This is a genomic window from Bradyrhizobium sp. USDA 4504 (assembly GCF_054063995.1).
Genome location: NZ_JBSSGV010000001.1, coordinates 2,946,234 through 2,971,045, shown reverse-complemented (window position 1 = coordinate 2,971,045; position 24,812 = coordinate 2,946,234). Strand labels below are relative to the sequence as shown.

The 24,812-nt window shown below is 65.5% G+C and carries 20 protein-coding genes and 2 tRNA genes; 16 read left to right on the top strand and 6 right to left on the bottom strand.

Translation table 11 applies throughout. The annotated features are described in order from the left end of the window. The first annotated feature begins 345 nt into the window (after nucleotides 1-345). The 6 genes from ACVMB1_RS13590 to ACVMB1_RS13565 all read left to right on the top strand — a co-directional run bounded on the left by ACVMB1_RS13590 (nucleotide 346) and on the right by ACVMB1_RS13565 (nucleotide 10,418). On the top strand, nucleotides 346-1,815 hold the full coding sequence (locus ACVMB1_RS13590) for an efflux transporter outer membrane subunit (RefSeq protein ID WP_141340617.1): 1,470 nt from the start codon (nucleotides 346-348) through the stop codon (nucleotides 1,813-1,815). After that, nucleotides 1,805-3,250 carry an efflux RND transporter periplasmic adaptor subunit gene (locus ACVMB1_RS13585; RefSeq protein ID WP_456848671.1) on the top strand — a complete coding sequence of 482 codons (1,446 nt, stop codon included), beginning with the start codon at nucleotides 1,805-1,807 and terminating at the stop codon, nucleotides 3,248-3,250. Before ACVMB1_RS13590 ends, ACVMB1_RS13585 begins: the two co-directional genes overlap by 11 nt. 48 nt (nucleotides 3,251-3,298) lie before the next feature. Then, a complete protein-coding gene (locus tag ACVMB1_RS13580) occupies nucleotides 3,299-6,427 on the top strand; it encodes an efflux RND transporter permease subunit (protein ID WP_141340594.1) in 3,129 nt (1,042 codons plus the stop codon). Next, nucleotides 6,424-9,528, top strand: coding sequence for an efflux RND transporter permease subunit (locus ACVMB1_RS13575; RefSeq protein ID WP_141340593.1), 3,105 nt, complete (start codon nucleotides 6,424-6,426; stop codon nucleotides 9,526-9,528). The genes ACVMB1_RS13580 and ACVMB1_RS13575 overlap by 4 nt, the downstream gene beginning before the upstream one ends. Nucleotides 9,529-9,563: 35 nt before the next feature. Continuing rightward, complete coding sequence (locus ACVMB1_RS13570; protein WP_141340592.1) at nucleotides 9,564-10,289, top strand: tRNA-uridine aminocarboxypropyltransferase; 726 nt, start codon at nucleotides 9,564-9,566, stop codon at nucleotides 10,287-10,289. Between the two features lie 55 nt (nucleotides 10,290-10,344). Beyond that, nucleotides 10,345-10,418: transfer RNA gene (locus ACVMB1_RS13565), tRNA-Cys, on the top strand. Between the two features lie 43 nt (nucleotides 10,419-10,461). On the opposite strand, the gene ACVMB1_RS13560 is transcribed toward ACVMB1_RS13565, so the two are convergent. Beyond that, nucleotides 10,462-10,644: a hypothetical protein gene (locus tag ACVMB1_RS13560; RefSeq protein ID WP_024584196.1), complete on the bottom strand. Its 183-nt coding sequence runs from the start codon at nucleotides 10,642-10,644 to the stop codon at nucleotides 10,462-10,464. Between the two features lie 396 nt (nucleotides 10,645-11,040). Continuing rightward, a complete protein-coding gene (locus ACVMB1_RS13555) occupies nucleotides 11,041-11,685 on the bottom strand; it encodes a TetR family transcriptional regulator (RefSeq protein WP_141340591.1) in 645 nt (214 codons plus the stop codon). 94 nt (nucleotides 11,686-11,779) lie between these two features. On the opposite strand from ACVMB1_RS13555, the gene ACVMB1_RS13550 reads away from it, so the two are divergent. The 7 genes from ACVMB1_RS13550 (at nucleotide 11,780) to ACVMB1_RS13520 (ending at nucleotide 19,458) form a co-directional block, all read left to right on the top strand. Further along, entirely contained in the window at nucleotides 11,780-12,265 is a 486-nt protein-coding gene (locus ACVMB1_RS13550) for an anthrone oxygenase family protein (protein WP_141340590.1), read from the top strand. A 271-nt stretch (nucleotides 12,266-12,536) separates the two neighbouring features. Then, nucleotides 12,537-12,611 (top strand) — tRNA-Asn (locus tag ACVMB1_RS13545). Between the two features lie 136 nt (nucleotides 12,612-12,747). Then, nucleotides 12,748-12,927 (top strand): hypothetical protein, encoded by a 180-nt coding sequence (locus tag ACVMB1_RS13540; protein WP_050404540.1) that lies wholly within the window; start codon nucleotides 12,748-12,750, stop codon nucleotides 12,925-12,927. Between the two features lie 136 nt (nucleotides 12,928-13,063). Next, on the top strand, nucleotides 13,064-13,729 hold the full coding sequence (locus ACVMB1_RS13535; RefSeq protein WP_076828767.1) for a protein-L-isoaspartate O-methyltransferase family protein: 666 nt from the start codon (nucleotides 13,064-13,066) through the stop codon (nucleotides 13,727-13,729). A 216-nt stretch (nucleotides 13,730-13,945) separates the two neighbouring features. After that, complete coding sequence (locus tag ACVMB1_RS13530; protein WP_057016567.1) at nucleotides 13,946-15,349, top strand: TolC family outer membrane protein; 1,404 nt, start codon at nucleotides 13,946-13,948, stop codon at nucleotides 15,347-15,349. Between the two features lie 334 nt (nucleotides 15,350-15,683). After that, the gene (locus tag ACVMB1_RS13525; protein ID WP_057016568.1) at nucleotides 15,684-16,418 is read left to right on the top strand and encodes a PopZ family protein; all 735 of its coding nucleotides are present in this window, start codon (nucleotides 15,684-15,686) and stop codon (nucleotides 16,416-16,418) included. 172 nt (nucleotides 16,419-16,590) lie between these two features. After that, entirely contained in the window at nucleotides 16,591-19,458 is a 2,868-nt protein-coding gene (locus ACVMB1_RS13520; protein ID WP_310884676.1) for a valine--tRNA ligase, read from the top strand. Between the two features lie 18 nt (nucleotides 19,459-19,476). Here the strand turns inward: ACVMB1_RS13520 and ACVMB1_RS13515 are convergent, their stop codons facing one another. Beyond that, nucleotides 19,477-20,082 (bottom strand): DNA-3-methyladenine glycosylase, encoded by a 606-nt coding sequence (locus ACVMB1_RS13515; RefSeq protein WP_229191865.1) that lies wholly within the window; start codon nucleotides 20,080-20,082, stop codon nucleotides 19,477-19,479. Nucleotides 20,083-20,247: 165 nt separating this feature from the next. Between ACVMB1_RS13515 and lipA the strand changes: the two genes are divergently transcribed. From lipA to ACVMB1_RS13500, 3 genes are all read left to right on the top strand, one after another. Further along, nucleotides 20,248-21,207 carry a lipoyl synthase gene (lipA, locus tag ACVMB1_RS13510; protein WP_310884678.1) on the top strand — a complete coding sequence of 320 codons (960 nt, stop codon included), beginning with the start codon at nucleotides 20,248-20,250 and terminating at the stop codon, nucleotides 21,205-21,207. Between the two features lie 177 nt (nucleotides 21,208-21,384). Continuing rightward, nucleotides 21,385-21,837: a P-loop NTPase family protein gene (locus ACVMB1_RS13505; RefSeq protein WP_310884679.1), complete on the top strand. Its 453-nt coding sequence runs from the start codon at nucleotides 21,385-21,387 to the stop codon at nucleotides 21,835-21,837. Then, complete coding sequence (locus tag ACVMB1_RS13500) at nucleotides 21,837-22,304, top strand: type II toxin-antitoxin system RatA family toxin (RefSeq protein WP_310884680.1); 468 nt, start codon at nucleotides 21,837-21,839, stop codon at nucleotides 22,302-22,304. Before ACVMB1_RS13505 ends, ACVMB1_RS13500 begins: the two co-directional genes overlap by 1 nt. 86 nt (nucleotides 22,305-22,390) lie before the next feature. Here ACVMB1_RS13500 and ACVMB1_RS13495 read toward each other — a convergent pair whose 3' ends face one another. The 3 genes from ACVMB1_RS13495 to ACVMB1_RS13485 form a co-directional block, all read right to left on the bottom strand. Beyond that, nucleotides 22,391-22,786, bottom strand: a complete 396-nt coding sequence (locus ACVMB1_RS13495) for a BA14K family protein (RefSeq protein WP_057016574.1) — start codon at nucleotides 22,784-22,786, stop codon at nucleotides 22,391-22,393. A gap of 173 nt (nucleotides 22,787-22,959) precedes the next feature. Further along, nucleotides 22,960-23,559, bottom strand: coding sequence for a CinA family protein (locus tag ACVMB1_RS13490; RefSeq protein ID WP_038386736.1), 600 nt, complete (start codon nucleotides 23,557-23,559; stop codon nucleotides 22,960-22,962). Between the two features lies 1 nt (nucleotide 23,560). Further along, nucleotides 23,561-24,772, bottom strand: coding sequence for a bifunctional 2-C-methyl-D-erythritol 4-phosphate cytidylyltransferase/2-C-methyl-D-erythritol 2,4-cyclodiphosphate synthase (locus ACVMB1_RS13485; RefSeq protein WP_253590211.1), 1,212 nt, complete (start codon nucleotides 24,770-24,772; stop codon nucleotides 23,561-23,563). Nucleotides 24,773-24,812 lie beyond the last annotated feature (40 nt).

Here is a 24,812-nt window from a genome sequence, read left to right as displayed (position 1 = left end):
GTGCCGGCACATCTTGCGGATTCAATGTAACAGCAGCCGAGAAATCCCCATGAAATCTTTGTAAGAATCGTGACCTCCCGCACCGGTCCGAAATGCGCGGAAATGCCGTAAAAAATAGGGAAAAGTCGGCATTCAAGGTAGCTACGAATCGCTTGCGATGCGACGCCGCGCAATCGTGACGGGGCTGTCCGCCCCATTGTCCCAAGGGTAGGATGGGACAGGCAGGTTCCATTGGAAGCATACCCCCGTGAACGTCACCCAGACCATCGCTGAACGCGTCATTCGTGCGCCACGGGCGAAGTCTGGCTTCGGCGGAGAACGGGTGTGACCCAGCCGGTGTCCGTGATGGTGCCTGGAGGCCGGTTCGGCCTCGCCGCCCGCGTGCGCCGGCTCGCGGCACGTTCGCTCGTTGCGCTCGGCCTGGTCGTTGGTTCTGCCGGCTGCATTCTGACCCAGGACATCCCTGACCCAGCGCTCGACGTGCCGCAGGGCTACAAGGCCGTGCGTCTCGGCCGGCCGGGCGACGCGCTTCCGACGCTCGATTGGTGGCGGGGCTTCCGCTCCAAGGAGCTGACGCAGCTGATGGAGGAGGCGCAGACCGTCAACCTCGACATCGCCGCTGCGGTTGCGCGCTTCCGCCAGGCCGACGCGCTGGCGCGGCAGGCCGGCGCGGCGCTGCTGCCGACCCTCAATCTCAACGGATCGGAAACCTACTCGCGCACCTCCGGCTCCAGCGCCAGCGGCCTCACCAATGGCGGGCGCGAGGTGGTGAACTACAACGCCTCGCTGAGCGCCAGCTATCAGCTCGACTTCTGGGGCCAGAACCGCGACGCCGCGCAGGCGGCGGAGGAGACCGCCGTTGCCAACCGGTTTGACCGCGAGGTGGTGGCGCTGACCACGCTGGCGAGCGTCGCTAATGCTTATTTCACCGTGCTCGCGACGCAGGACCGGCTGCGCACCGCGCAGCGCAACATCGCCAGCGCCGAGCGCATCCTCAATGCGATCAAGGAGCGCTTCAAGGCCGGCACCGGCTCCGATCTCGACGTCGCGCAGCAGGAGACTGTGCTCGCCAACCAGCGCGCGCTAGTGCCGCCGCTGCGGCAGACGCTCGACCAGAGTATCAACGCGCTCGCGGTGCTGGTGTCGCGGCCGCCGGAAAGCGTGCGCGTCTCCGGCGGCTCGCTCAACGCCGTTGCGATCCCGCGCGTCAGGCCGGGCCTGCCGTCCGAATTGCTGACCCAGCGTCCCGACATCCGCCGGCAGGAGGCGCAGCTTGCATCCGCCACCGCCAATGTCGGCAGCGCGCGGGCGCAGTTCTTCCCGAGCATCCAGCTGACCGGTACGGGCGGCTACCAGAGCCAGGCGCTGGTCTCGCTGTTCCAGCCGCATGCCGCCTTCTTCAACCTGGTCGGCAGCATGACCCAGCCGATCTTCGACGGCGGCCGGATCCTCGGCAATTTCGAATACACCAAGGCCAAGCAGGACGAGTTGCTGCAGACCTACCGCAAGACGGTGGTGCAGTCGTTCACCGACGTCGACAATGCGCTGGTCGCGATCCGCGAGACCACGCGCCGGCTGCAGCTGCAGCGCGACGTGCTGTCCTCGTCGCGGCGGGCCTTCGACCTCGCCGAGCAGCAGCTCAAGGCCGGCACCGCCGATATCGTAACTGTGCTAAACACGCAGCTGACCCTGTTCCAGGCGGAAGATGCCTATTCGCAGGCCCAACTGGCCCGGCTATTGGCGATCGTGAGCCTATATCAAGCATTAGGGGGCGGCTGGGAACCGAAGATGGAAAGACCGGTCGATGCTCTTTAAGCCCGACTCGACGGACGACGAGAAACGCACGGCGCCGCGCAAGCGGAGCCTTCTCTCGCGCGTGCTGGGGCGCATGGTGTCCTTGCTCATCACGCTCGTGATCCTCGGCGGGCTCGGCTATCTCGGCTGGCTCGCCTTCCAGCCCAAGCAAAATGGCGGCGGCGGGCGCGGCGCGGGCGGGCGGCCTGACCTGCCGGTGCCGGTGCTGGCGGCCACGCCGCAGGTGCATGACGTGCCGGTCTATCTCGACGGCGTCGGTTCGGTGAGGGCGCTGAATACCGTGACCGTGCGCTCGCGGGTCGACGGCAAGCTGCTCAAGGTGAATTTCGTCGAGGGCCAGGACGTCAAGAAGGACGACGTTCTGGGCGAGATCGATCCGGCGATCTATCAGGCGCAATACGACCAGGCGGTGGCCACGAAGGCCAAGGACGAAGCGCTGCTCGCCAATCAGAAGATCGATCTTGCCCGCTATGAGCAGCTCGCTGCCACCAACGCGGGCTCGAAGCAGCAGGCCGATACGCAGCGAGCGCTGGTCGCGCAGCAGCAGGCCATCATCAAGGCCGACCAGGCCCAGATCGACAATGCGCGCGCCACGCTCGGCTATACCAAGATCGTCGCGCCGATCGCGGGGCGCGCCGGCCTTCGCCAGGTCGACCAGGGCAACATCATCCACGCCGCCGATACCACGGGGCTCGTCATCCTGACCCAGCTGCAGCCGATCGCAGTATGGTTCAGCCTGCCGCAGCAGCAGATCATGCGGGTCAACGCCGCGGCCGCGAAGGGCCAACTCGCGGTCGACGTGTTCGGCAATGACGGCGTCACCGTGATCGATACCGGCAAGCTGACCGGCATCGACAACCAGGTCGATCCGACCACCGGCACGCTGAAGCTGAAGGCGGAATTCCCCAATGCCAGCTACCAGCTCTGGCCCGGCCAGTTCGTCAATGTCCGCCTCAAGGTCGAGACCCTGCCGCAGGCGATCGTGGTGCCGACCTCCGCGGTGCAGCGCGGTCCCGCCGGCACGTTCAGCTACGTGATCGGTGAGGGCGATATCGTCACCGCCAAGCCGGTCACGGTCACGCAGCAGAACGAGCATGACGCCGTGATCGCCAGCGGCCTGACCACGTCGGACCGCGTCGTGACGACCGGCTTTGCCAATCTCGCCGATGGCGCGAAGGTCGTGGTCGGCAAGGACGACGGGCCGCCGGCCGCCGATCTCGCGCCGCGCAAGCGCAGCCGCAACCCTGACGGCAAGCGCGGGGCGCAAGGCGAAGGTCAAGGCAAGGACGGTAAGAAAGACTGGCAGGGCAAGGACGGCGAGCATCGCGGCCGGCACGAGCATAGCGAAGGCGATCAGAAGGGGCAGACCGGACCGGCGCCCGCGCCGGCAGCAGGGGGCGAACAGTCGGGCGGCGCGCCGAAGGCGCAGCCATGACCGGCATCCTGACTTCGTAATGTCCGATCTAACAGCGAGCACGCAGCCATGAGCGTCTCCGAACCGTTCATCCGCCGGCCGATCGCCACCTCGCTGCTCGGCATCGCCCTGATGATCGGCGGTGCGCTCGGCTATTGGGCGCTGCCGGTCTCGGCGCTGCCGCAGGTCGACTTCCCGACCGTGCAGGTGACGACGCAACTGCCCGGCGCCAGCCCCGACGTGGTGGCCTCGCTGATCACGGCGCCGCTGGAGCGGCAGCTCGGGCAGATCCCGTCGCTGTCGTCGATGAACTCGACGAGCTCGTTCGGCGTCAGCCAGATCTCGTTGCAGTTCGACCTCAACCGCGACATCGACGGCGCCACGCAGGATGTGCAGGCCGCGATCAATGCGGCCGCCGGCATATTGCCGAAGACGCTGCCGTATCCGCCTGTCTACGCCAAGGTGAACCCGGCGGACGCGCCGGTGATGACGCTGGCGCTGACCTCGGAGACGATCTCGCTGCGGGCGATGAGCGATCTCGCCGACACCATCCTGGGTCAACGGCTGAGTCAGATTTCCGGCGTCGGCCGGGTCTCGATCCTCGGTGGATTGAAGCCGGCGGTGCGCGTGCAGGCCGATCTGGCCCGGCTCGCGGCCTACGGCATCGCGATGGAGGATCTCCGCAACGCGATCGCCGGTGCCAACGTGTCGGGGCCGAAGGGATCGCTCGACGGTGCCCAGCAGTCCTACACCATCGCCGCCAACGATCAGATCGCCGCCGCCGACGCCTACCGGCCGATCATCATCGCCTATCGCAACGGCTCGCCGGTCACGATCGGCGACGTCGCCCAGATCGTCGATGGCCTGGAGAACGACCGCACCGGCGGCTGGTACCAGGGCACGCCGGCCGTCATCATCGACATCCAGCGCCAGCCGGGCGCCAATGTCATCGACGTCGTCAAGCAGATCCGCGCCGAAATCCCGCGGCTGCAGCGGGCGGTCCCGGCCGGCGTCAAGCTGACCATCGTCTCCGACCGTACCGTGACGATCCGCGCCTCGGTGCGCGATGTGCAGTTCACGCTGATCCTGAGCGTCGTGCTGGTGACGCTGGTGGTGCTCCTGTTCCTGCGGTCGCTGCGCGCGACCCTGATCGCCGGCGTCGCGCTGCCGCTGTCGCTGATCACGAGCTTCGGCATCATGTATTTCGCGGGCTTCAGCCTCGACAATCTGTCGCTGATGGCGCTGACCATCGGAACCGGATTCGTGGTCGACGACGCCATCGTCATGATCGAGAACATCGTCCGCCACATGGAAGACGGCGAAACGGTGATGGAGGCCTCGCTGAAGGGGGCCAGCGAGATCGGCTTCACCGTGATCTCGCTGACGGTGTCGCTGATCGCGGTGTTCATCCCGCTGCTGTTCATGTCCGGCCTGGTTGGCCGCATGTTCCGCGAATTCGCGCTCACCTTGACGATCGCGGTCGTGACCTCGGCGATCGTCTCGCTGACATTGACGCCGATGATGTGCTCGCGGCTGCTCAAGAACATTCATGAGGAGGTGGCGGTCCCGGGCCTTGCCGCGGTCAGCCGTTTCATCGACCGCATGGTGGAGTTCTACCATCGGACGCTGCTCTGGGTGCTGCGGCGCCAGCGCGCGACACTGCTGGTGACGTTCGCGACCATCGCGCTGACGTTGATCATGTATGTGCTGGCGCCGAAGGGTTTTCTGCCGCTGCAGGACACCTCATCGATCACGGCGGTGACCGAGGCCGGGCCCGACGTCTCGTTCGCCGAGATGCAGCGGCGGCAGAGCGCGGTCTCAAACATCATCAAGGCCGATCCTGATGTGGTTGGCGTTGTCTCGGTGATCGGTTCGGGTTCGGTCAATCCGACCACCAATGTCGGCCGGCTGGTGATGACGCTGAAGCCGCTCGACCAGCGGCGCGAGGGCGTCGTCAAGGTGATCGAGCGGCTGAAGGAGAAGATCGCGACGGTGCCCGGCATGACGGTCTACTTCCAGCCGGTGCAGGACGTGCAGATCTCGACCCAGTCGAGCCGCTCGCAATACCAGTACACGCTGACCGCGACTGACGCCGCCGAGGTCTCGCAATGGGCGCAAAAGCTCGTCGCCGAGATGCGGCGCGACCCGATCTTCCGCGATGTCTCCTCTGAGGCGCAGGAGGGGGGCCTGCGCGCGGCGATCGACGTCAACCGCCAGCGTGCCGGCCAGCTCGGTGTCAGTCTGCAGGGCGTCACCGATACGCTGAACGACGCCTTCGCACAGCGGCAGATCTCGACGATCTACGGCCAGGCCAACCAGTACCGCGTCGTGCTCGAAGCGCTGCCGATGTATCAACGCGACCCGTCGATCCTCGACAAGCTCTATCTGCCCGGAGCCAACGGCGCGCAGGTGCCGCTGTCGGCGGTGGCGACGCTGGTCCGGACAACGGCGCCGCTCGCGATCTCGCACCAGGCGCAATTCCCGTCAGTCTCGCTCAGCTTCAACCTGGCGCCGGGCGAGGCGCTGGGCGACGCGGTCGCGGCCGTGAAGGCGATCGAGAGCAGGATCGGAATGCCCGGCAGCATCGTCGGGATCTATTCCGGCGACGCCGCCGAATTCTCGCGCTCGCTCGCCGGCCAGCCCTGGCTGATCCTGGCGGCGATCATCACGATCTACATCGTGCTCGGCGTGCTCTATGAGAGCTATATCCATCCGATCACCATCCTCTCGACGCTGCCCTCGGCCGGCGTCGGCGCCATCCTCGCCTTGATGCTGTGCGGGCAGGACCTCTCGGTGATCGGCCTGATCGGCATCATCCTGTTGATGGGCATCGTCAAGAAGAACGCGATCATGATGATCGACTTCGCGCTGGAGGCCGAGCGTCACCAGGGCATGTCGCCCTATGACGCCATCGTGCAGGCCTGCCTGCTGCGCTTCCGCCCGATCATGATGACGACGCTGGCGGCGTTGTTCGGCGCGCTGCCGCTCGCGATCGAAAGCGGCACCGGCGCCGAACTGCGCTTCCCGCTCGGCATCTCGATCATCGGCGGCCTGCTGCTGAGCCAGCTGCTGACGCTCTACACCACGCCGGTGATCTATCTGGCGCTCGACCGCCTCAACCGCCGGATCGAGCGGGCCGTGCCGGAGCCGGGTCCCAGCGGCCCGCCGATCGCGGGCGCCACCGAGGGCATGCAGTGATCTCGATCTCCGAGCCCTTCATCCGCAGGCCGGTGGGCACCACACTGCTTGCGATCGGGCTGTTCCTGGTCGGGATCGTCGCCTACCAGTTCCTGCCGGTGTCGTCGGTTCCGAATGTCGATTTCCCGACCATTCGGGTGTCGGCGTCCAGGCCAGGGGCCGATCCCTCCGTAATGGCCGCGACCGTCGCCGCACCGTTGGAGCGCAAGCTCGGCACCATTTCGGGCGTCGACCAGATCACCTCGACGAGCTCACTCGGCACCACCAGCATCCAGGTGCAGTTCTCGATCGGCCGCAATATCGACCGCGCCGCGCGCGACGTGCAGGCCGCGATCAACGCCTCGCTCGCCGATCTGCCGAGCGACCTGCCGTCGCTGCCCAGGTTCCGCAAGGCCAACCCGGCCGCGTCGCCGGTATTCGTGCTGGCGCTGACCTCGAAGACGATCTCGACTAGCGCGATGTACGACGTCGCCGACACGGTGCTGGCGCAGCGCATCTCGCAGGTGCCGGGAGTGGGCGAGGTGACCGTCAGCGGGGCCGACCAGCCAGCGGTGCGCATCGCGCTCAACCCGGTGTCCCTGGCGAACGCCGGGATCGCGACCGACGACGTCCGGCTCGCGATCATCAATGCCAACCCGCTGGGGCCGGTCGGCATCTTCAATGGCGGCCGGCTGAGCGAGACGCTCTCGATCAACAAGCAGATGCGCACCGCCGCCGAATTCCGCGACATTGTCATCAAAAGCTCGAACGGCAATTACGTCCGCCTCGCCGACGTCGCCGAGGTCGAGGATTCCGTGCGCAACTCGCGCTCGATCGCCTGGTTCAACAAGCAGCCGGCGGTGCTGATCCAGATCACCAAGCAGGGCGACGCCAACGTCATCGACACCGTCGACGGCGTTCGCAGGATGCTGCCGGAATTGAGGAAATGGATTCCGGCGGGCGTCGAGATCTCCACCCTGGTCGATCGTACCGGAACGATCCGCGCCAGCGTCGAGGACATGCAGTTCACGCTGCTGGCGACCGCCGTGCTTGTGATGATTGTGGTGTTCGTGTTCCTGCGCCGGGTGGTGCCGACGATCGCCGCCGGCGTGTCGGTGCCGCTGGCGCTGGCGGGCACCTGCGCCGGGATGTGGCTCGCCGGCTTCTCGATCGACAATCTGTCGCTGATGGCGCTGGCGATCTCCGTCGGCTTCGTGGTCGACGACGCCATCGTGATGATCGAGAACATGTACCGCAATCTCGAGCAGGGCATGGCGCCGTATCCGGCCGCGGTCGAAGGCGCCAAGCAGATCGGCTTCACGGTGCTGTCGATCTCGCTGTCGCTGATCGCGGCCTTCACGCCGCTGATCTTCATGGATGGCATCGTCGGGCGCCTGCTGCGCGAATTCTCGCTGACGCTGGTGTTCGCGATCGCGGTTTCGACCGTGGTGTCGCTGACCATCACACCGATGATCTGCGCGCATTACATCAGGGAGGCGACCTCCGATCATGCCACCTGGTACGATCGCGTCATCGAGGGCACGCTGTCCCGTGTCGTGGCGTTCTACGCAGCGACGCTGCGAATCGTGCTCGGCTATCCCTTCCTGACCCTGGTGGTGTTCTTCGCCACCGTCGCGCTGACGGTGACGCTCTACATCAAGACGCCGAAGGGCTATTTTCCGACCGACGACAGCGGCTTCGTGATCGGCTCGACGCGGGCGTCGGCGGATATCTCGTTCCAGGCGATGCTTCAGCTGCAGCAGCGGCTCGCCGACATCGTGATGGCCGACCCCGCTGTCGCCGGCATCGGCTCGTCAGTCGGTTCCGGCGGCGGCCCGGGCGGCGCCACCTCCAACCGCGGCATCATGTACATCAGTCTGAAGCCGCCGGAGGAGCGGGGCGGCCTGTCGACCGCCCAGGTGATCGACCGGCTGCGCCGCAACCTGTACATGGTGCCGGGCATCCGCCTGTTCATGTTCGCCGCCCAGGATATCCGAACCGGCGGCCGGCAGAGCGATTCCGACTACCAATACACGCTCGCCTCGACCGATCTCGAGCTGTTGCAGAAATGGGCGCCGATCATCGCCAAGCGCATGGAAACGGTGGAGGGCATCACGGACGTCTCCTCCGACCGCGATCCCGGCGGGCTACAGCTCAACCTCGTGATCAACCGCAAGACCGCCTCCAGCCTCGGCGTCCGCGTGCAGGACATCGACAACGCGCTCAACAACGCCTTCTCGCAGCGGCAGATCTCGTACATCTACACCCAGCGCAACCAGTACATGGTAGTGCTCGAGATCGATCCGAAATTCCAGAGCGATCCGTCGAACCTCGAGCGCATCTACGTTGCCGGCGCCAACGACGTGCAGGTGCCGCTGTCGGCGCTGGTGCACTACCAGCGTGGATTGTCGGCGCTCGCGGTCTATCACTCCGGCGGCTTCCCCTCGACCACGGTGTCGTTCAACCTGCTGCCGGACGTGCCGCTGGAGGTCGCGACGACGAACATCCAGCAGGCGGTCGACGAGCTGCACATGCCCGAGGGCATTCGCGGCAGCTTCGACGGCAATGCCGGCGACTTCAACAAGACCAGCGGGCGGCAGCCGCTCCTGATCCTCGGCGCGCTGGTCGCGATGTATATCGTGCTCGGCGTGCTCTATGAGAGCCTGGCGCATCCGATCACGATCATCTCGACGCTGCCGTCGGCCGGCCTCGGCGCGTTGCTCGCATTGCAGGTGACGAACACGCCGCTGACGGTGATCGCCTTCGTCGGCATCATCCTGTTGATCGGCATCGTCAAGAAGAACGGCATCATGATGGTCGATTTCGCGCTCGAGGCCGAGCGGCATCAGGGCCTGTCGTCGCGGGACGCGATCTTCGAGGCCTGCCGCGCGCGCTTCCGTCCCATCCTGATGACGACGATGGCCGCGCTGTTCGCCGGCATTCCGCTGGTCATTGCGACCGGCCCGGGCACCGAGCTGCGCCGGCCGCTCGGCATCACCATCATCGGCGGCCTGTTCGTGTCGCAGATCCTGACGCTCTACACGACACCGGTGATCTATCTCTTGATCGACCGGCTGCGCCAGCGCCGCGAGCCGTCAGGCGTGCACGCACCCGCGGAATAGTTTGAATTGCACGATTGCAAGCGTATAGCGGAGCGATGTCCGAACCGACCGAAGCAAAAACCGATATTGTCGCCGAGATCGAGGAGTGCGCGCATTGCGGCAAGCCGTTGCCGCTGTGCATCTGCGACAGCGTCACGCCGATCGAGAGCCGCATCCAGCTCCTGATCCTGATCCATCCGCAGGAGCAGGACAGGGCGCTCGGCACCGCGCGGCTGTTGGCACAGCATTTCGAAAACGCCGTGGTGCGGATCGGGCTGTCCTGGCCGAGCCTGGCCAAGGCGCTCGGCCGGCCGGTACCCGATCCGTCACGCTGGGCGGCGCTCTATCTCGGCTCCGCCAAGGTCGAAGACCTCGAGACCGACGCCGAGATCGTTGCGATCAACCGCAAGGGCGAGCTCGAGCCGCATCAGCGCGCCATCCTCTCCGACATCGAGGGCATCGTGCTGCTCGACGGCACCTGGAGCCAGGCCAAGGCGCTGTGGTGGCGCAATGCCTGGATGCTGAAGTGTCAGCGGGTGATTCTCGGGCCGAAACGGCCCTCGCTCTACGGCAGACTGCGGCGGGAACCGCGCCGCGACGGCCTGTCCACCATTGAGGCGGCCGCGATCCTGCTGGCGGGGCTGGAGAAGCGGCCGGACATTGCCGCAACGTTAACTAATAGTTTCGAGCGGATGCTGGCGAGATTCCGCGAAGTGCAGGCCAAAATGCCGGAATTGGCGCCAAAACCGAAGAAGCGGGACTTTCGCAGACGTCGGCGTTAGCCGTCCGGCTTGGTTGCCTATCTCGGAGAGGGCGTATATGAAGTGCGCCGCAAGGGGCCACGTGGCGGAGTGGTTACGCAACGGTCTGCAAAACCGTGTACACCAGTTCAATTCTGGTCGTGGCCTCCACTCATCTCATCAATGGCTTGCAGCCAGTCAATGAGAAGCCGCATTAGCTCGCGGCGTACCAACCTTCAGGAAACGGAATCAGCGGCCACGGCGCCTGGTTGTCATTGGCCGCGCGCGGTGGCGGCTGAATGCGGGGCGAGGGCTGAGCCACGAAATCCTCCTGAGCAATGGGCGCGATCGCCGTTCGCACGGCGTCCAGCAGCAGATCAAATTCGACTTCGCTCATCACGCTCTCCGAGGTTCGAGAGCGCCATGGTCGCAAAACAGTCTTCGGTCCGGATTGAGCGATTCGTTCGAATTTTATGAAAAGAACGATGGCGCCCGCTTTGGTTAATGAATCGTTGGTGATCCCTTCGGGAACCTAGGTCGGCATGGCCGCACCTCGTGTGAAACAAATCACAACTTTCTAAAAACTCTTCCCGGGATTCCCGGCGGTATTCATAGCCGTCAAATATCGCAGGAATTTTAGGGAGACGTGACAATGGAGGCAAGTATCGCACGGTGGGGACCAGTCGCATGCCGCACGATCCTCGGCTCCTGCTGACGCGAACGGCGTAAGCCGTATGCGCCTGTATCTATCGTTTTTGTACAGGGAATATTCCCAACGCTCGTGCCGGAGCCGTCATGCCAGCCCGGTGAGGTCGTGCGGCAGCATGGTCTTGAACTGCGTCAGCGCTTGCCGCGCCTTCCTCGGTGGCAGCGTGATCGCGTGACGCACGGCGGCTGCGATCAGTGTCATGGTCAGGGCGGAAAAGGTGGCGAGGGCGGCAGTCGGCATGTCGGGCGCAATCCGCCTGACCGCGTCGGACAACAGGCCGGAGAGCACGGCCATGTCGTCCGCATCGAGCTTCTGCAGGGCGCGGTCGGCTTGCGTCGCCTGCCAGATGTCGCGCATGACAGGCTCGCGCATGAACATCTCGTAGTAGCTGTCGACGATCCTGCACAGCGCCGGGTGCAGGTCGCGCGCGGTCGTCACCGCGGCCAGATCGCGCCTGACGCAATCGCGCCCGACCGCGTTATGGCGTTCGGCCAGGGTGCCGATGATCGCGGCCTTGTCCGGGAAATATTGATAGAGCGAGCCGAATGCGACGCCGCTGCGCGCGACGACGTCGCTCATGCGGAAAGCCTCGCTGCCCTTTTCCGCCATGATCTCGGTCGCACATGCGAGGATGCGCTCGAAGCGCTCGCGGCTGCGCTGCTGGGTCGGGGCAAGCCGCGCCAGCCCGGGCAGGGGGACTTCCACGGATGCGGCCTTTCGTCTCGACATCTTTCGCTTCCCTGCGATCGGGGTTGACGGCTCTAATACGAGAGTTTATCGCATTTCACAAATACGAGTATATCTCGCATTTGGAGGCGGAACGATGCGCCAGATCCTAACCTCGGCCTTGCTGTGGTTTTCCGCGCTCGGCTGCGGCCTGCTCGCCGGGCTCTATTTTGCGTTCTCGGCTTTTGTCATGACCGCGCTCGGCCGCATCGATCAGGCCGCCGGCATCTCGGCGATGAACGCGATCAATGTCGATATTGTCCGTTCGCCGTTCATGCCGGTGTTCCTCGGCACCACGCTGTCCTGCGCCGTGCTCGTCTTGCTCGGCGGGCTCAGATGGCAGGAGCCGGGCGCGATTGCGATGATTTGCGGCGGCGGCCTCTACGTGGTCGGCATGTTCGTCGTGACCGTCGTCTTCAATGTGCCGCTGAACGATCAGCTTGCGGCCTCTGGTCCTGCGGGCAGGTCGGCGGCATCGGTCTGGGCGCGCTATCTGACCGACTGGACCTTCTGGAACCACGTGCGGACCATCGCCTCGCTGGCCGCGACCGCGCTGTTCATCGTTGCCATCGCCGGGCGGTAGCCAACCCCGTTTGCGCGAGGAGCTGGGCCGTCGCGCCCCTGACAGAATCACGGGCGCGGTGCGACCGCCGCGCTGGCGGTGTTTCCAGGCGCCCGCGGGAGCGCGGCCGGGCCGGCGGGCTGGGCATGTCGCACACCGGGCGATAGGTAAGCCCTTGTATCGCAGAGGCTTACCGTGCGCGCTAAAGTTTCGCCGGAGGGGCGATTTGGTTCTTTGCAAGGCCGAAAGGCTTTGTTATACGCTGCCCGCTCGCGAACAGCTGTTCGCCTATTCCTCGGTAGCTCAGCGGTAGAGCATTCGACTGTTAATCGAATGGTCGCTGGTTCGAATCCAGCCCGGGGAGCCAGTTTGGTCTGGCCCCATCGATCCCCCAAATCGCCAATCACAAGCCCGTGGTCCGCAGCGGACAGGCCGAAAACGTCGTCAAATCGACTCAATAGCCGTCGACACTTGTTCTCGCCGGGTCTTGAGAGGTGATTTTGATGGCCATTAACCTGATCGACCTGTCGATGCCGCAGCCGACGCTCGTTCCGAGCGATGCCCCCGACATCAGTGACGACGAGTGCGTCCGCCGGCTCGCGAGGGCCGTCGAGGAGCATGATTCCGAGCATCTCGATGAAGTGGCCCGCCTGATCGGCCGGCTCGCCGTCACGATCGAATAGACTGCGCCTTGGAGCGCGTTTTGGGAGCGCGTTTCGCCCGCCAGCGGCGTGTTGCGTTTTGGCGGAGCTTGTTCCAAAAGATGGCCCTGTTCTAGCTTCTCCAGCGGCAATGCCGCGACTTGCAGGGTCTCCGCCAATGACCGGTTTTTCGACCGCGCGCCAGTATATGGTCGATGGTCAGGTGCGTCCGAGCGACGTGACCGATGATCGCATTCTCGATGCCATGCTGACCGTGCCGCGCGAGGTCTTCGTGCCGGCCAGCAAGCAGGCGCTGGCCTATCTCGACCTCGACCTCGATGTCGCCGAGGGCGGTGCGACGAGGCGCTGCCTGATCACGCCGGCGCTGCTCGCCCGGATGCTCCAAGCCGCCGAGATCAAGGCCACCGACCGCGTCCTCGTGGTCGGCTGCGCGACCGGCTACGCCGCCGCCGTCGTGGCGCGCTTTGCCGCAGAGGTCAGCGCGACCGAAAGCGATCCGGCCCTTGCCGCAAAGGCGACCACGGCGTTCGCCGAACTCGGGATCCAGAATATCACGGTCAAAGCGGCCGCGGCCGCCGATGGCGATGCCGCGGGCGCCCCGTTTGACGTCATTATCCTCAATGGTGCGACGGAAATCGTCCCGACCGGGCTGTTCGGCCAACTCAAGGAGGGGGGCCGGCTGGTCGGGGTGTTCGGCCTGTTGCCGCCGCCGCGCGCCACCCTGGTGACGCACTCCCACGGGGATTTCGGCCATCGCGAGCTGTTCGACGCCTCGGCCCCCGTTTTACCCGGATTCGAGCGAGTTCCCGCCTTCGTCTTCTGACCCTCTCCTGCGGCGCACGGGCTGATAAAATCCCGTTCCGAATCAGAAGTGTGGCCCGTTTGCCCCATGTGAAGAGTTTCGACCGTGTTCCGTTGCGGGGTAGTTCCGTTGGCCCTAGCTGCGGACTAAGGTGAGGCGGGACTCACTTCGACTGAAGCGACCGCCGGACTGATTTGCGTGTGGGAGACGGCGACTACAATGATTGGATTTCCGGGGATGCGTGGGGTGAAGGTTGTCACCGCGGCTGCGACTGCCGTCCTTCTGTTGGCGGAGATGGGCCCTGTGCCCGCACTCGCCGATACAATCGAGGCCGCGCTGGTGCGGTCCTACCAAAACAATCCCCAGCTGAACGCGCAACGCGCGCAGGTGCGGTCAACTGACGAGAACGTTCCGCAGGCACTGTCGGGCTACCGCCCGAAAGTCGCACTGACGGCAAGCGCGGGGTACCAATACACCGATACGCTGACGACACAGGGCGGCGACGCGAACAATCTTGTCCGCACCCAAATCCATGGCGCCAACGCGCCGCGCAGCGCAGGCCTCACGGTCAACCAATCGCTGTTCAACGCGCAGACCGCGCCCAGGGTGCGCGCGGCCGAAAGCCAGGTCTCGGCGGCGCGCGAGGGCCTGCGTGTGCTCGAGCAAACCGTGATCCTGAGCGCGGCCACGATCTACATGGACTATCTCCGCGACTCCGCCATCGTCGAAGTTCAGCGCAGCAACACGCGCGTGCTGGAACAGACACTGAAGCAGACCCAGGACCGCTTCAATGTCGGCGAAGTGACGCGGACCGACGTCGCGCAATCCGAAGCGCAGCTCGCGGCAGGTAAAACCCAGCAGCTCACCGCCGAATCGAACCTGACGACGACGCGATCGAATTTCCGCCGCATCATTGGCAACGAGCCGCAGAATCTCGCGCCGGGCTCGCCGGTCGACCGCTTTCTGCCAACGACGCTTGCGGCTGCCGTCGATCTCAGCCTGACCCAGAATCCGAACGTCACCTCGGCGATGTACGGCGTCGACGTCAACTTCCTGCAGGTCAAGGTCAGCGAGGGTGCGCTGTTCCCGTCGGTCAACCTGCAAACGTCGGTGCAGCAGCAATACGAGCAGACCCTGATCAGTCAGCGCACATTCAGCGCGGGAACGGCGGTGCAGCTGTCGGTGCCGCTCTACCAGGGTGGTGCGGAATATTCGCTGATCCGCCAGTCCAAGGAATCGCTGGCGCAGCAGCGCCTTGTGCTCGAACAGACCCGCGATCAGGCGCGCGCCAACGTCGTCACCGCGTGGGGCCAGCTGGTCGCCGGCAAGTCGCAGGTGGCGTCGGCACAGGCGCAGGTGACCGCGTCGGAGATCGCCCTGAACGGCGTGCGCGAAGAGGCCAAGGCCGGTCAGCGCACCACGCTCGACGTGCTCAACGCGCAGCAGGCGCTCGTCAACGCGCGCAACGCGCTGGTCACCGCGCAGCACGACCGCGTCGTCGCGTCCTACAACGTGCTGAGCGCGGTTGGCCGCTTGTCGCCGCAGGTGCTCGGGCTTTCGACCAACGTCTACGATCCGAGCGTGCATTACCAGCAGGTTCGTGACAACTGGGCCGGCGTACGCACGCCCGACGGCCGCTAAACACCTTCGCATCGTCATCGCTTGTCGCGTCACGTTTGTGGTTCTGAGTTAATCAGGACCACAAACAGGCGCGTTTGCTTGCATTCGATAATTGGCCTGACATACCGTTTTGTCGGGCAGCAAGGCGATTCGCGGCGCGCCGGCGTAGCGTGATGACAGGTGCGACGCCCCCTGTGATCACGCTGCATTGGGCGACACGAAGCTTGCACAAAGCCTCGGGCGGGCTTGATCTGGGGACAAGTCGGGCGGGAGCAATGAAAATCTCTGCCCGCATCATCGGAACCGGCGAATCCTCTCGGGCTTGATGTAAATTCGTTTCGATGTGGAGTCGGAGATGACGCAACCTGCGAAGGTCCAAGAGCCCTCGATGGAGGAGATCCTGGCGTCGATCCGTCGCATCATTGCCGACGACGAGGCGAAGCCGGCCGCGGCCGAGAAGCCTGCGGCCGCCGCTGCAGCCCCGGCGCCGAAGGTCGAGCCAGCACCAGCAGCCAAGCCCGCGATGAAGAGCCCGCCGTCCGCAGCGCCACCGGCCGCGAAGGCCGCCGCGCCGGCGCCGAAATCACCGCCGCCTGCGCCGGCACCGGCGGCCAGCAACAGTCAGGACGATATCGACTCGCTGCTCGCCAGCCTCGATGAGGCGACGCCCGCAGCCGAGATCAGGCCGTCGCCGCAGCCCGCGGCCCAGCCCGAAGCCGACGTGTTCGAACTCACCGACGAGATGGCGCTGCCGGACCCGGCCGCCGCGCCGTCGTTCCGCAAGGTCGAGCCGCAGGACGACCTCGAGTTCACGGAAGCGCGGAGCCGGGCGCCGGAACCGGCCCGGGAGCCGCCGGCGATCGAGACCGCGCCCATGCAGCAGATCATCTCGGGAACCACGATGCGGGCCGTCGAGTCGGCCTTCAACTCTTTGGCCAACACCGTGCTGAGCAACAATGCGCGGACGCTCGAGGATCTGGTCAAGGAGATGCTGCGGCCGATGCTGAAGTCCTGGCTGGACGACAATCTGCCCGGGCTGGTCGAGCGGATCGTCAAGGCCGAGATCGAGCGGGTATCCCGCGGGCGCTAGCTGCGCGCGGCGTTAGCAGCGCAGCCGGCGCGAGGCTGGCTCCCGCCGTTGGGCCTGGCGGCCCTCAATCAGCTCCCCAAATGCCCTAAACGTCGATTTGACGTACCGGTCCGGTTGACTTGGTGCGCTCCGGCGGCTTTCTAACGCTTTCCATGGTCCACAGCGCATTGTCATGATCGAGAAAAACTACCAGCCCGCCGATATCGAGCACCGGATGGCCCGGATCTGGGAGGAGAGCGGTGCGTTCAAGGCCGGCCGGCCTGAACGCAAGGACGCCGCGCCTTTCACCATTGTGATCCCGCCGCCGAACGTGACCGGCTCGCTGCACATGGGCCACGCGCTCAACAATACGCTGCAGGACATCCTGTGCCGCTTCGAGCGGATGCGCGGCCGCGACGTGCTGTGGCAGCCCGGCACTGATCACGCCGGCATCGCCACCCAGATGGTGGTCGAGCGTCAGCTGATGGAACGGCAGGAGCCGGGCCGGCGCGACATGGGCCGTGCCAAGTTCCTCGAGCGAGTCTGGCAGTGGAAGGCCGAGAGCGGCGGTACCATCGTCAACCAGCTCAAGCGCCTCGGCGCGTCCTGCGACTGGTCGCGCGAGCGCTTCACCATGGACGAGGGCCTGTCGAGCGCCGTCGTCAAGGTGTTCGTCGAGCTGCACCGCGATGGCCTGATCTACAAGGACAAGCGCCTGGTCAATTGGGACCCGAAGCTGCTCACCGCGATCTCCGATCTCGAAGTGCAGCAGGTCGAGGTCAGGGGCCATCTCTGGTACCTGCGCTACCCGATCGAGGGCCGCAGCTTCAGCCCCGAGGATCCGAAATCGTTCATCGTGGTCGCGACGACGCGCCCCGAGACGATGCTCGGCGATACCGCGGTCGCGGTGCATCCGGACGACGAGCGCTACGCCGATCTGGTCGGCCAGCACGTCATCCTGCCGCTGGTCGGCCGCAGGATTCCGATCGTCGCCGACGACTATTCCGATCCGGAGAAGGGCTCGGGCGCGGTCAAGGTGACGCCTGCGCACGACTTCAACGACTTCGAGATCGGCAAGCGTCACGGCCTGCCGCAGATCAGCGTGCTCGACCAGGAAGGCAGCCTCAGCCTGGTGGGCAACGAGGATTATCTGCGCGGCCTGCCTGTCGGCGCCGACGAGTTCGCCGCCGAGTTTGACAAGATCGAGCGCTTCGCGGCGCGCAAGAAGATCGTCGCAAGGCTGGAGGAGTTCGGCTTCCTCGAGCGGATCGAGCCCAACACCCACATGGTGCCGCATGGCGACCGCTCCGGTGTCGTGATCGAGCCGTATCTGACCGACCAGTGGTATGTCGACGCCAAGACGCTGGCGCAGCCGGCGATCGCGGCGGTGCGCTCCGGCGAAACCACGTTCGTGCCGAAGAACTGGGAAAAGACCTATTTCGAGTGGATGGAGAACATCCAGCCCTGGTGCATCTCGCGCCAGCTCTGGTGGGGCCATCAGATCCCGGCGTGGTACGGACCCGACGGCAAGGTGTTCGTCGCCGAGACCGAGGAAGAGGCGGTCGGCCACGCGCTCGGCTATTACGTCGAGCAGGAAGTCATCACGCCGGAGCAGGGCCACGACATGGCGGTCGACCCCGCCAAGCGCGAGGGCTTCATCACGCGTGACGAGGACGTGCTCGACACCTGGTTCTCGTCGGCCCTGTGGCCGTTCTCGACGCTGGGCTGGCCGGACGACACGCCGGAGGTCGCGCGCTACTACCCGACCAATACGCTGGTTACCGGCTTCGACATCATCTTCTTCTGGGTCGCCCGCATGATGATGATGGGCCTCCATTTCATGAAGGAGGCGCCGTTCTCGACCGTCTACATCCACCGCCTCGTCCGCGACGAGAAGGGCGCCAAGATGTCGAAGTCGAAGGGCAACGTCATCGACCCGCTCGGCGTGATCGACGAATACGGCGCCGACGCGCTGCGCTTCGCGCTGACCCGCGAGGCGGCGCAAGGCCATGACATCCGCCTGTCGCCGCATCTGGTCGAGACCAACCGCAATTTCGCGACCAAGTTCTGGAACGCCTGCCGGTTCGCCGAGATGAACGAGTGCGTCAAGCCGGACGGTTTCGATCCGAAGGGCGCAAAGGAGACGTTGAACCGCTGGATCGCGCACGAAACCTCGCGCGTCACCCGCGAGGTCACCGAGACGATCGAGGATCATCGCTTCAACGATGCCGCGGGCGCGATCTACCGCTTCGTCTGGAACGTGTTCTGCGACTGGTATCTTGAGCTCGCGAAACCCGTGCTGATGGGCGAGGAGGGCGCGGCCAAGGCCGAGACCCGCGCCATGGTCGCCTGGACCCGCGACGAGATCCTCAAGCTGCTGCATCCGTTCATGCCCTTCATCACCGAGGAGCTGTGGGCGGTGACCGCAAAGCGCAACGGCCTGTTGGTGCTGGCGTCCTGGCCGCGCAAGTCGGGCGTGACCGGCGAGCAGCTGGCCGCGATCGCGACCGCCGGTCCGGTGGTCGATCCGATCATTCCGCCGGTGATTGCCGCGCTCGACGCCGACGAGTTCAGCGATCCCGCGGCCGAGGCCGAGATCGGCTGGGTGGTCGATCTCGTCACTGCGATGCGGTCGGTGAAGGCGGAAATGAACATCCCGCCGTCGACACTGACGCCGCTGGTGATCGCGGGCGCCTCCGACGAGACGCGGGACCGCGCGCGGCGCTGGAACGACACCATCAAGCGGCTCGCACGATTGTCGGATATCTCGTTTGCCGATCACCCGCCGGAAGGCGCGGTACAGATCCTTGTCCGCGGCGAGGCGGTCGCGCTGCCGCTGAAGGGCGTGATCGATCTCGCGGCTGAACGCACGCGGCTGGAGAAGGAGCTCGGCAAGGCCGACGCCGACATCAAGCGGGTCGATGCCAAGCTCGCCAACGACAAGTTCGTCGCCAACGCGCCGGAAGAGCTCGTCGAGGAAGAGAAGGAAAAGCGCGCGGCAGCAGCGGAGCGCCGCGCCAAGATTCTCGAGGCGATCGAGCGGTTGAAGAAGGCGTCATAGCTGATAACGCCGTGGCGATCAAAACCGCTTGCTGAGGAATTTTGATCCCTTCAGCCCGTAGCGCCAGGGCAGGTCGACGGCCTTGGTGATGCCGATCCGCACCCCGGTGATGATTTCGGGGGCTTCGGTCCGCGCATGGAGCGCGATCGGGGCGCGGTCGAGTGGCAATTCGCTGTGCGCGATGGTGATGCCGAGCGCCTCGCAGAGCTTGCCGGGCCCCGAGCACAGCGCGCGCTCGTCTTCCAGCCCGCGCCGCCTGCGCATCGCCGCGAGCCCATGGGTCGGCTCGATCGCGCGGATCAGCACGGCGCTGGCCGAGCCCGCTTCCTCGCAGACGAAGTTGACGCACCAATGGATGCCGTAGGAGCGGTAGACGTAGGAGAAGCCCGGCGGGCCGAACATCACCTGGTTGCGCGGGGTCGGCCCGCGGTAGGAATGCGCCGCCGGGTCGGTGTGATGATAGGCCTCGACCTCGGTGATGATGCCGCCGGCGCCGCCGACCAGGAAGGTCGCGCCGATCAGGTCGGGGGCGACCTCGTGGACGCTGCGATCGAAGAAGGAGCGTTTCAGCGCCTTGCCGAGGCGCGGCGCGGTCGCGCTGATGGATCGGGGTTTTTGAGCCATTTTGAGGTAGGAATCGGCATGGAACGGGTCGCAAGACTGCCAATATATGGGCAGGTCTGCTAGGGTCGCGGGGCGGGTTGCGAGCTGCGTCAACACCGATTAGCTAAGCCCTTGGTTCGGAGCATTGATCTGCCTGGATCATGCTCCCGCGACTTGCAGGCATCCATGGTCACCATCGTCGACACCATCTCCACCACTCAGCTCCGCCCGCGGCACCCCGAAAAGGTCAACCGGCCGGATGCCGTGTCGCCGCCGAAGCCGGACTGGATCCGGGTTCGTGCGCCGAATACGCGCGGCTATGCAGATACGCGCCGGATCGTGAAGGAGAATGGCCTCGTCACGGTGTGCGAGGAGGCGGGCTGCCCCAATATCGGTGAGTGCTGGGACAAGAAGCACGCCACCTTCATGATCATGGGCGACACCTGCACGCGCGCCTGCGCGTTCTGCAACGTCAAGACCGGCATGCCCGGCGCGCTCGAGGCGAGCGAGCCGGAATACGTCGCGGAGGCCACCGCCAAGCTCGGGCTCAGTCATGTCGTGGTCACCTCGGTCGACCGCGACGATCTCGCCGACGGCGGTGCCGAGCATTTTGCCGAGACCATCCGCGCCATCCGCGCGCGCTGCCCGAGCACCACGATCGAGATCCTGACACCGGACTTCCTGCGCAAGGACGGCGCGCTGGAGCGCGTGGTCGCGGCCAAGCCCGACGTCTTCAACCACAATCTGGAAACCGTGCCGTCGCGCTATCTGACGGTCCGTCCCGGCGCCCGCTATTTCCATTCGATCCGGCTGCTGCAGCGGGTCAAGGAGATCGATCCGACCATCTTCACTAAATCAGGCATCATGGTCGGCCTCGGCGAGGAGCGGCACGAGGTGCTGCAGGTGATGGACGATCTGCGCTCGGCCGACGTCGATTTCCTGACCATCGGCCAGTATTTGCAGCCGACCCGCAAGCATCACGCCGTGATGCGCTACGTGACGCCGGACGAGTTCGCAGGCTACGAGCGGGTCGCCTATACCAAGGGCTTTTTGATGGTGTCGGCGAGCCCGTTGACGCGCTCGTCGCATCACGCCGGCGAGGATTTCGCCAAACTGCAGGCGGCGCGCACGGCCCGCGGCCGCTAGATTTTTGCAAACGGCGGTAAGCCGGCGCCGTCACGCGCCGTTGCTTGATCGGGCCTTGACCGAACCTTGGCCGAACCTTGGACTGGACCAATGCAGCGCGTTCTGGTGATGGGATCGTCGGGATCCGGCAAGTCGACCTTTGCGCGGCGGCTGTCCGCCATGACAGGGATTCCGACCGTGTCGATCGATGCGCTGTTCTGGAAGCCGGGCTGGGTCGAGTCGGGCAGGGACGAATTCGAGCGCCGCGTGACCGAAGCAGCCCAGGAGCCGCGCTGGATCATGGATGGGAACTACATGAGGCATGGTGCAGGGGAATTGCGCCGGGAGCTCTCCGACACGATCATCTGGTTGGACCTGCCGCGGTCGACCTGTATGCTCGGTATCTTCAGGCGGATAGCCGGGAGCTATGGCGAGGTCCGCCCGGAGATGGCGGAAGGCTGCCCTGAGAAGATCGATCTCGAATTCTTCCGCTACGTCTGGACCTATCGCCGGCAGCAGCGGCCGAAGCTGATCGAGTATTTTGCCGGCTTGCGGCCCGATCAATCGCTGGTCTGTTTCACCGATCGGGCGCAGGCGGATGATTATCTAAAGCGCCTCGCACTCGGGCAAAACCGTGCGAGTGTCCACTGATGCCACGATTCTCAAGCAAGCGGCGGGTCCGGCACACCGCACCTCAAATGTTCGATCTGGTCGCCGACGTCGAGCGCTATCCCGAATTCGTGCCGCTATGCCACTCGCTCAAGATCCGCCAGCGCACGCCCAAGGACGACGGCACCGAGGTCGTGGTGGCGGACATGACGGTGTCCTTCAAGTTGGTGCGGGAAACCTTCACCAGCAAGGTGACGCTCGACCGGCCCAATCTGAATATCCTGGTCGAATATCTGCGCGGCCCGTTCAGCAATCTGGAGAACCGCTGGAGTTTTGAGCCGAAGTCGGAAACCGAATGCGATGTCGGCTTCTTCCTGAACTACGAATTCAAGAGCCGGATGCTGGCGATGCTGATGGGCTCGATGTTCGACGCCGCATTCTCACGCTTTGCCGCGGCGTTCGAGAAGCGCGCGGATCAGGTCTACGGCAAGCCGCAGCTGTCGACGTAGCGAAGCCGTCTCGTCTACATCTCTGGAACGCAAATGCCCGGCACGAGGCCGGGCACGACGGATGATGCGGGAGACCGTTCGCCGACTTACGGGCAGGATCGCCGCACGCCGCCGGAGGCGATGTAGGTGCCCGAAGCGGGGTCGTAGGTACGGAAACGCTGGGAGCAATAGGCGTCGTTGTTGGCCTTGGCCTGGCTCGCCGCGATCGCGCCGCCGATGATCGCGCCGGCCGCCAGCCCGCCGATGATCGCCGCGCCGTTACTGCCGCCATCGCGATAGTAACCACCGCGGTAGCCGTATCCGCCGCGATAGCCGTAACGCGGACCACCGTGCCAGTGACGATACTGCACATGCTCGACGGAGGTAGGCTGATCCTGCAATTGCGCGGGAGCGAGTGGTGCGGCGGACGAAGGCACAACAGTCGACAGCGTCATGGCGCCAGCGCTGATGGCGGCCACGACCAAAGTTCCCAACTTCATCATTTGCTCCTTGTTGTGGGATTTTGCTGTTGGACGAACAATCGAAACAGCAGAGTTGGAACAACATAAAGCGGCGAAGCCGCGTCAAAGTTCCATTTCAGGTAAGCGTCACCGGGCCGCAGTTGACACAAGCCCGTGTAAGGCGGGCCGTGGCGCGACTTGACTTTGCGTTGGGCCTATCCGCGCGGCGGCCGGCGGCGTTTCGCAGCGTGGCTCCGCGGCGACCGGGCCACCCTTGGCCGCAACCGGCTGGCCGCCTCGCGACGCGGCTTGGCGGCCTGCGGCGGGCGCGCAAGCTCCATCAGCATGCGCAAGGCTTCGACCACGGAGCGCTGCCGCACCGTGCTGCGGCCGATCGCGCCAAATCGCTGCTCACGATGAATGATGCGGCCGTCGCGCGCGGCGACGGCGAAATGCACCAGGCCGACCGGCTTGCCCGGTGTCGCGCCGCCAGGGCCCGCGATGCCGGTGATCGAGACCGCAAGGTCGACGCCGGCCTTTTCCAGCGCGCCGATCGCCATCGCAGTCGCGGTTTCCTTGCTCACCGCGCCGAACGTTTCGAGCGTGGCCGCCTTGACGCCGAGCATGACCCGCTTGGCCTCGTTGGAATAGGTCACGAAGCCGCGGTCGATCACGTCGGAAGAGCCGGGGATGTCGGTGAGCGCACCCGCGACCAGGCCGCCGGTGCAGGATTCGGCGGTCGCGATGGTCAGCTTGCGCATCCGGCACAGGTCGAGCAGCGAGCGGGAGAGGGCACGAGCGTCGCTGCCGCCCATGTCAGGCACTCCGGCCTTTATCGTCCCAGCCTTTATCGTCCCAAGGGAGACGGACCGTGGCGCTCGCGGTTGCCGCGATGCCTTCCTCGCGGCCGGTGAAGCCGAGCCGCTCGCTGGTGGTGGCCTTGACCGCCACGCGCGAGACGTGGACGCCGGAGATCTCCGCGATCTTCGCCCGCATGGTGTCGCGCAACGGCCCGATCTTCGGCCGCTCGCAGATCAGCGTCACCTCGAGATTGGCAATCCGTCCGCCACGCGCGGTGACGCGCTCGACCGCGTATTTCAGGAACTGGTCGGAGGAGGCGCCCTTCCACTTGGCCTCGCTCGGCGGGAAATGCGAGCCGATATCGCCGTCGGCCAGCGCGCCGAGGATCGCGTCGACCAGCGCATGCAGCCCGACATCGCCGTCGGAATGGGCCAGGAATCCCTTCGTGTGCGGCACGCGCACGCCGCAGATCATGACATGGTCACCGTCGCCAAAGGCATGCACGTCGTAGCCGGTGCCGGTTCTGATGTCGCCGAGCTGGCTTGCGAGCCGCGCTTCCTCGCGCACGAAGTCCTCGGGTGTGGTGAGTTTCATGTTGGCAGCATCACCTTCAAACGTCGCAACCGTCAATCCCGCCCACTCGGCAAGCGCCGCATCGTCGGTGAAATCGGAGCGGCCATCGCGCGCTGCGCGACGATGCGCCTCCAATATTACGTCGAAACGAAAAGCCTGTGGCGTCTGCGCGATCCGCAGGCGCGCGCGCTCCGGCGTCGCCTCGACGTCGCCGGCATCGCCGGTGAGCTTGATGGTGTCGGTGACGGGAATCACGGGGATCGCAGCGCCGGTCCGGCCGGCTGCGGCGATCGCGCGCGAGATCACGGCTGCAGTGACGAAGGGGCGCGCGGCATCGTGGATCAGCACGATATCCGGCTTTTCGCTTGCGAGCGCCTCGAGCCCGGCATGGACCGAGGCCTGCCGGGTCGCGCCGCCCGGCGTCGGCGGCCGATGGCGAAGGCCTGCGACTGCTTCATCGAACAGCGCGGTGTCGTCAGGATTGACCACAGGCTGCACCGCAAACACGTCCGGATGTCCGGAGAACGCCTCCATGGCGCGGTAGATCACCGTCTGTCCGCCGATCGTCCGGTATTGCTTCGGCCCGCCTGCGCCGGCGCGCAGTCCACGGCCGGCTGCGACAAGGATGGCTGCGGTACGCTCAGGCTTCGGCATTTTGAACCAGTGACAGACGAATCGGGGATGAGGGAGACGG

Bases quoted from the DNA above. Each gene is read 5' to 3' on its own strand.
- ACVMB1_RS13590 (WP_141340617.1), top strand. From the start codon at position 346: ATGGTGCCTGGAGGCCGGTTCGGCCTCGCCGCCCGCGTGCGCCGGCTC.
- ACVMB1_RS13585 (WP_456848671.1), top strand. From the start codon at position 1,805: ATGCTCTTTAAGCCCGACTCGACGGACGACGAGAAACGCACGGCGCCG.
- ACVMB1_RS13580 (WP_141340594.1), top strand. From the start codon at position 3,299: ATGAGCGTCTCCGAACCGTTCATCCGCCGGCCGATCGCCACCTCGCTG.
- ACVMB1_RS13570 (WP_141340592.1), top strand. From the start codon at position 9,564: ATGTCCGAACCGACCGAAGCAAAAACCGATATTGTCGCCGAGATCGAG.
- ACVMB1_RS13560 (WP_024584196.1), bottom strand. From the start codon at position 10,644: ATGAGCGAAGTCGAATTTGATCTGCTGCTGGACGCCGTGCGAACGGCG.
- ACVMB1_RS13555 (WP_141340591.1), bottom strand. From the start codon at position 11,685: ATGTCGAGACGAAAGGCCGCATCCGTGGAAGTCCCCCTGCCCGGGCTG.
- ACVMB1_RS13550 (WP_141340590.1), top strand. From the start codon at position 11,780: ATGCGCCAGATCCTAACCTCGGCCTTGCTGTGGTTTTCCGCGCTCGGC.
- ACVMB1_RS13540 (WP_050404540.1), top strand. From the start codon at position 12,748: ATGGCCATTAACCTGATCGACCTGTCGATGCCGCAGCCGACGCTCGTT.
- ACVMB1_RS13535 (WP_076828767.1), top strand. From the start codon at position 13,064: ATGACCGGTTTTTCGACCGCGCGCCAGTATATGGTCGATGGTCAGGTG.
- ACVMB1_RS13530 (WP_057016567.1), top strand. From the start codon at position 13,946: ATGCGTGGGGTGAAGGTTGTCACCGCGGCTGCGACTGCCGTCCTTCTG.
- ACVMB1_RS13525 (WP_057016568.1), top strand. From the start codon at position 15,684: ATGACGCAACCTGCGAAGGTCCAAGAGCCCTCGATGGAGGAGATCCTG.
- ACVMB1_RS13520 (WP_310884676.1), top strand. From the start codon at position 16,591: ATGATCGAGAAAAACTACCAGCCCGCCGATATCGAGCACCGGATGGCC.
- ACVMB1_RS13515 (WP_229191865.1), bottom strand. From the start codon at position 20,082: ATGGCTCAAAAACCCCGATCCATCAGCGCGACCGCGCCGCGCCTCGGC.
- lipA (WP_310884678.1), top strand. From the start codon at position 20,248: ATGGTCACCATCGTCGACACCATCTCCACCACTCAGCTCCGCCCGCGG.
- ACVMB1_RS13500 (WP_310884680.1), top strand. From the start codon at position 21,837: ATGCCACGATTCTCAAGCAAGCGGCGGGTCCGGCACACCGCACCTCAA.
- ACVMB1_RS13495 (WP_057016574.1), bottom strand. From the start codon at position 22,786: ATGATGAAGTTGGGAACTTTGGTCGTGGCCGCCATCAGCGCTGGCGCC.
- ACVMB1_RS13490 (WP_038386736.1), bottom strand. From the start codon at position 23,559: ATGGGCGGCAGCGACGCTCGTGCCCTCTCCCGCTCGCTGCTCGACCTG.
- ACVMB1_RS13485 (WP_253590211.1), bottom strand. From the start codon at position 24,772: ATGCCGAAGCCTGAGCGTACCGCAGCCATCCTTGTCGCAGCCGGCCGT.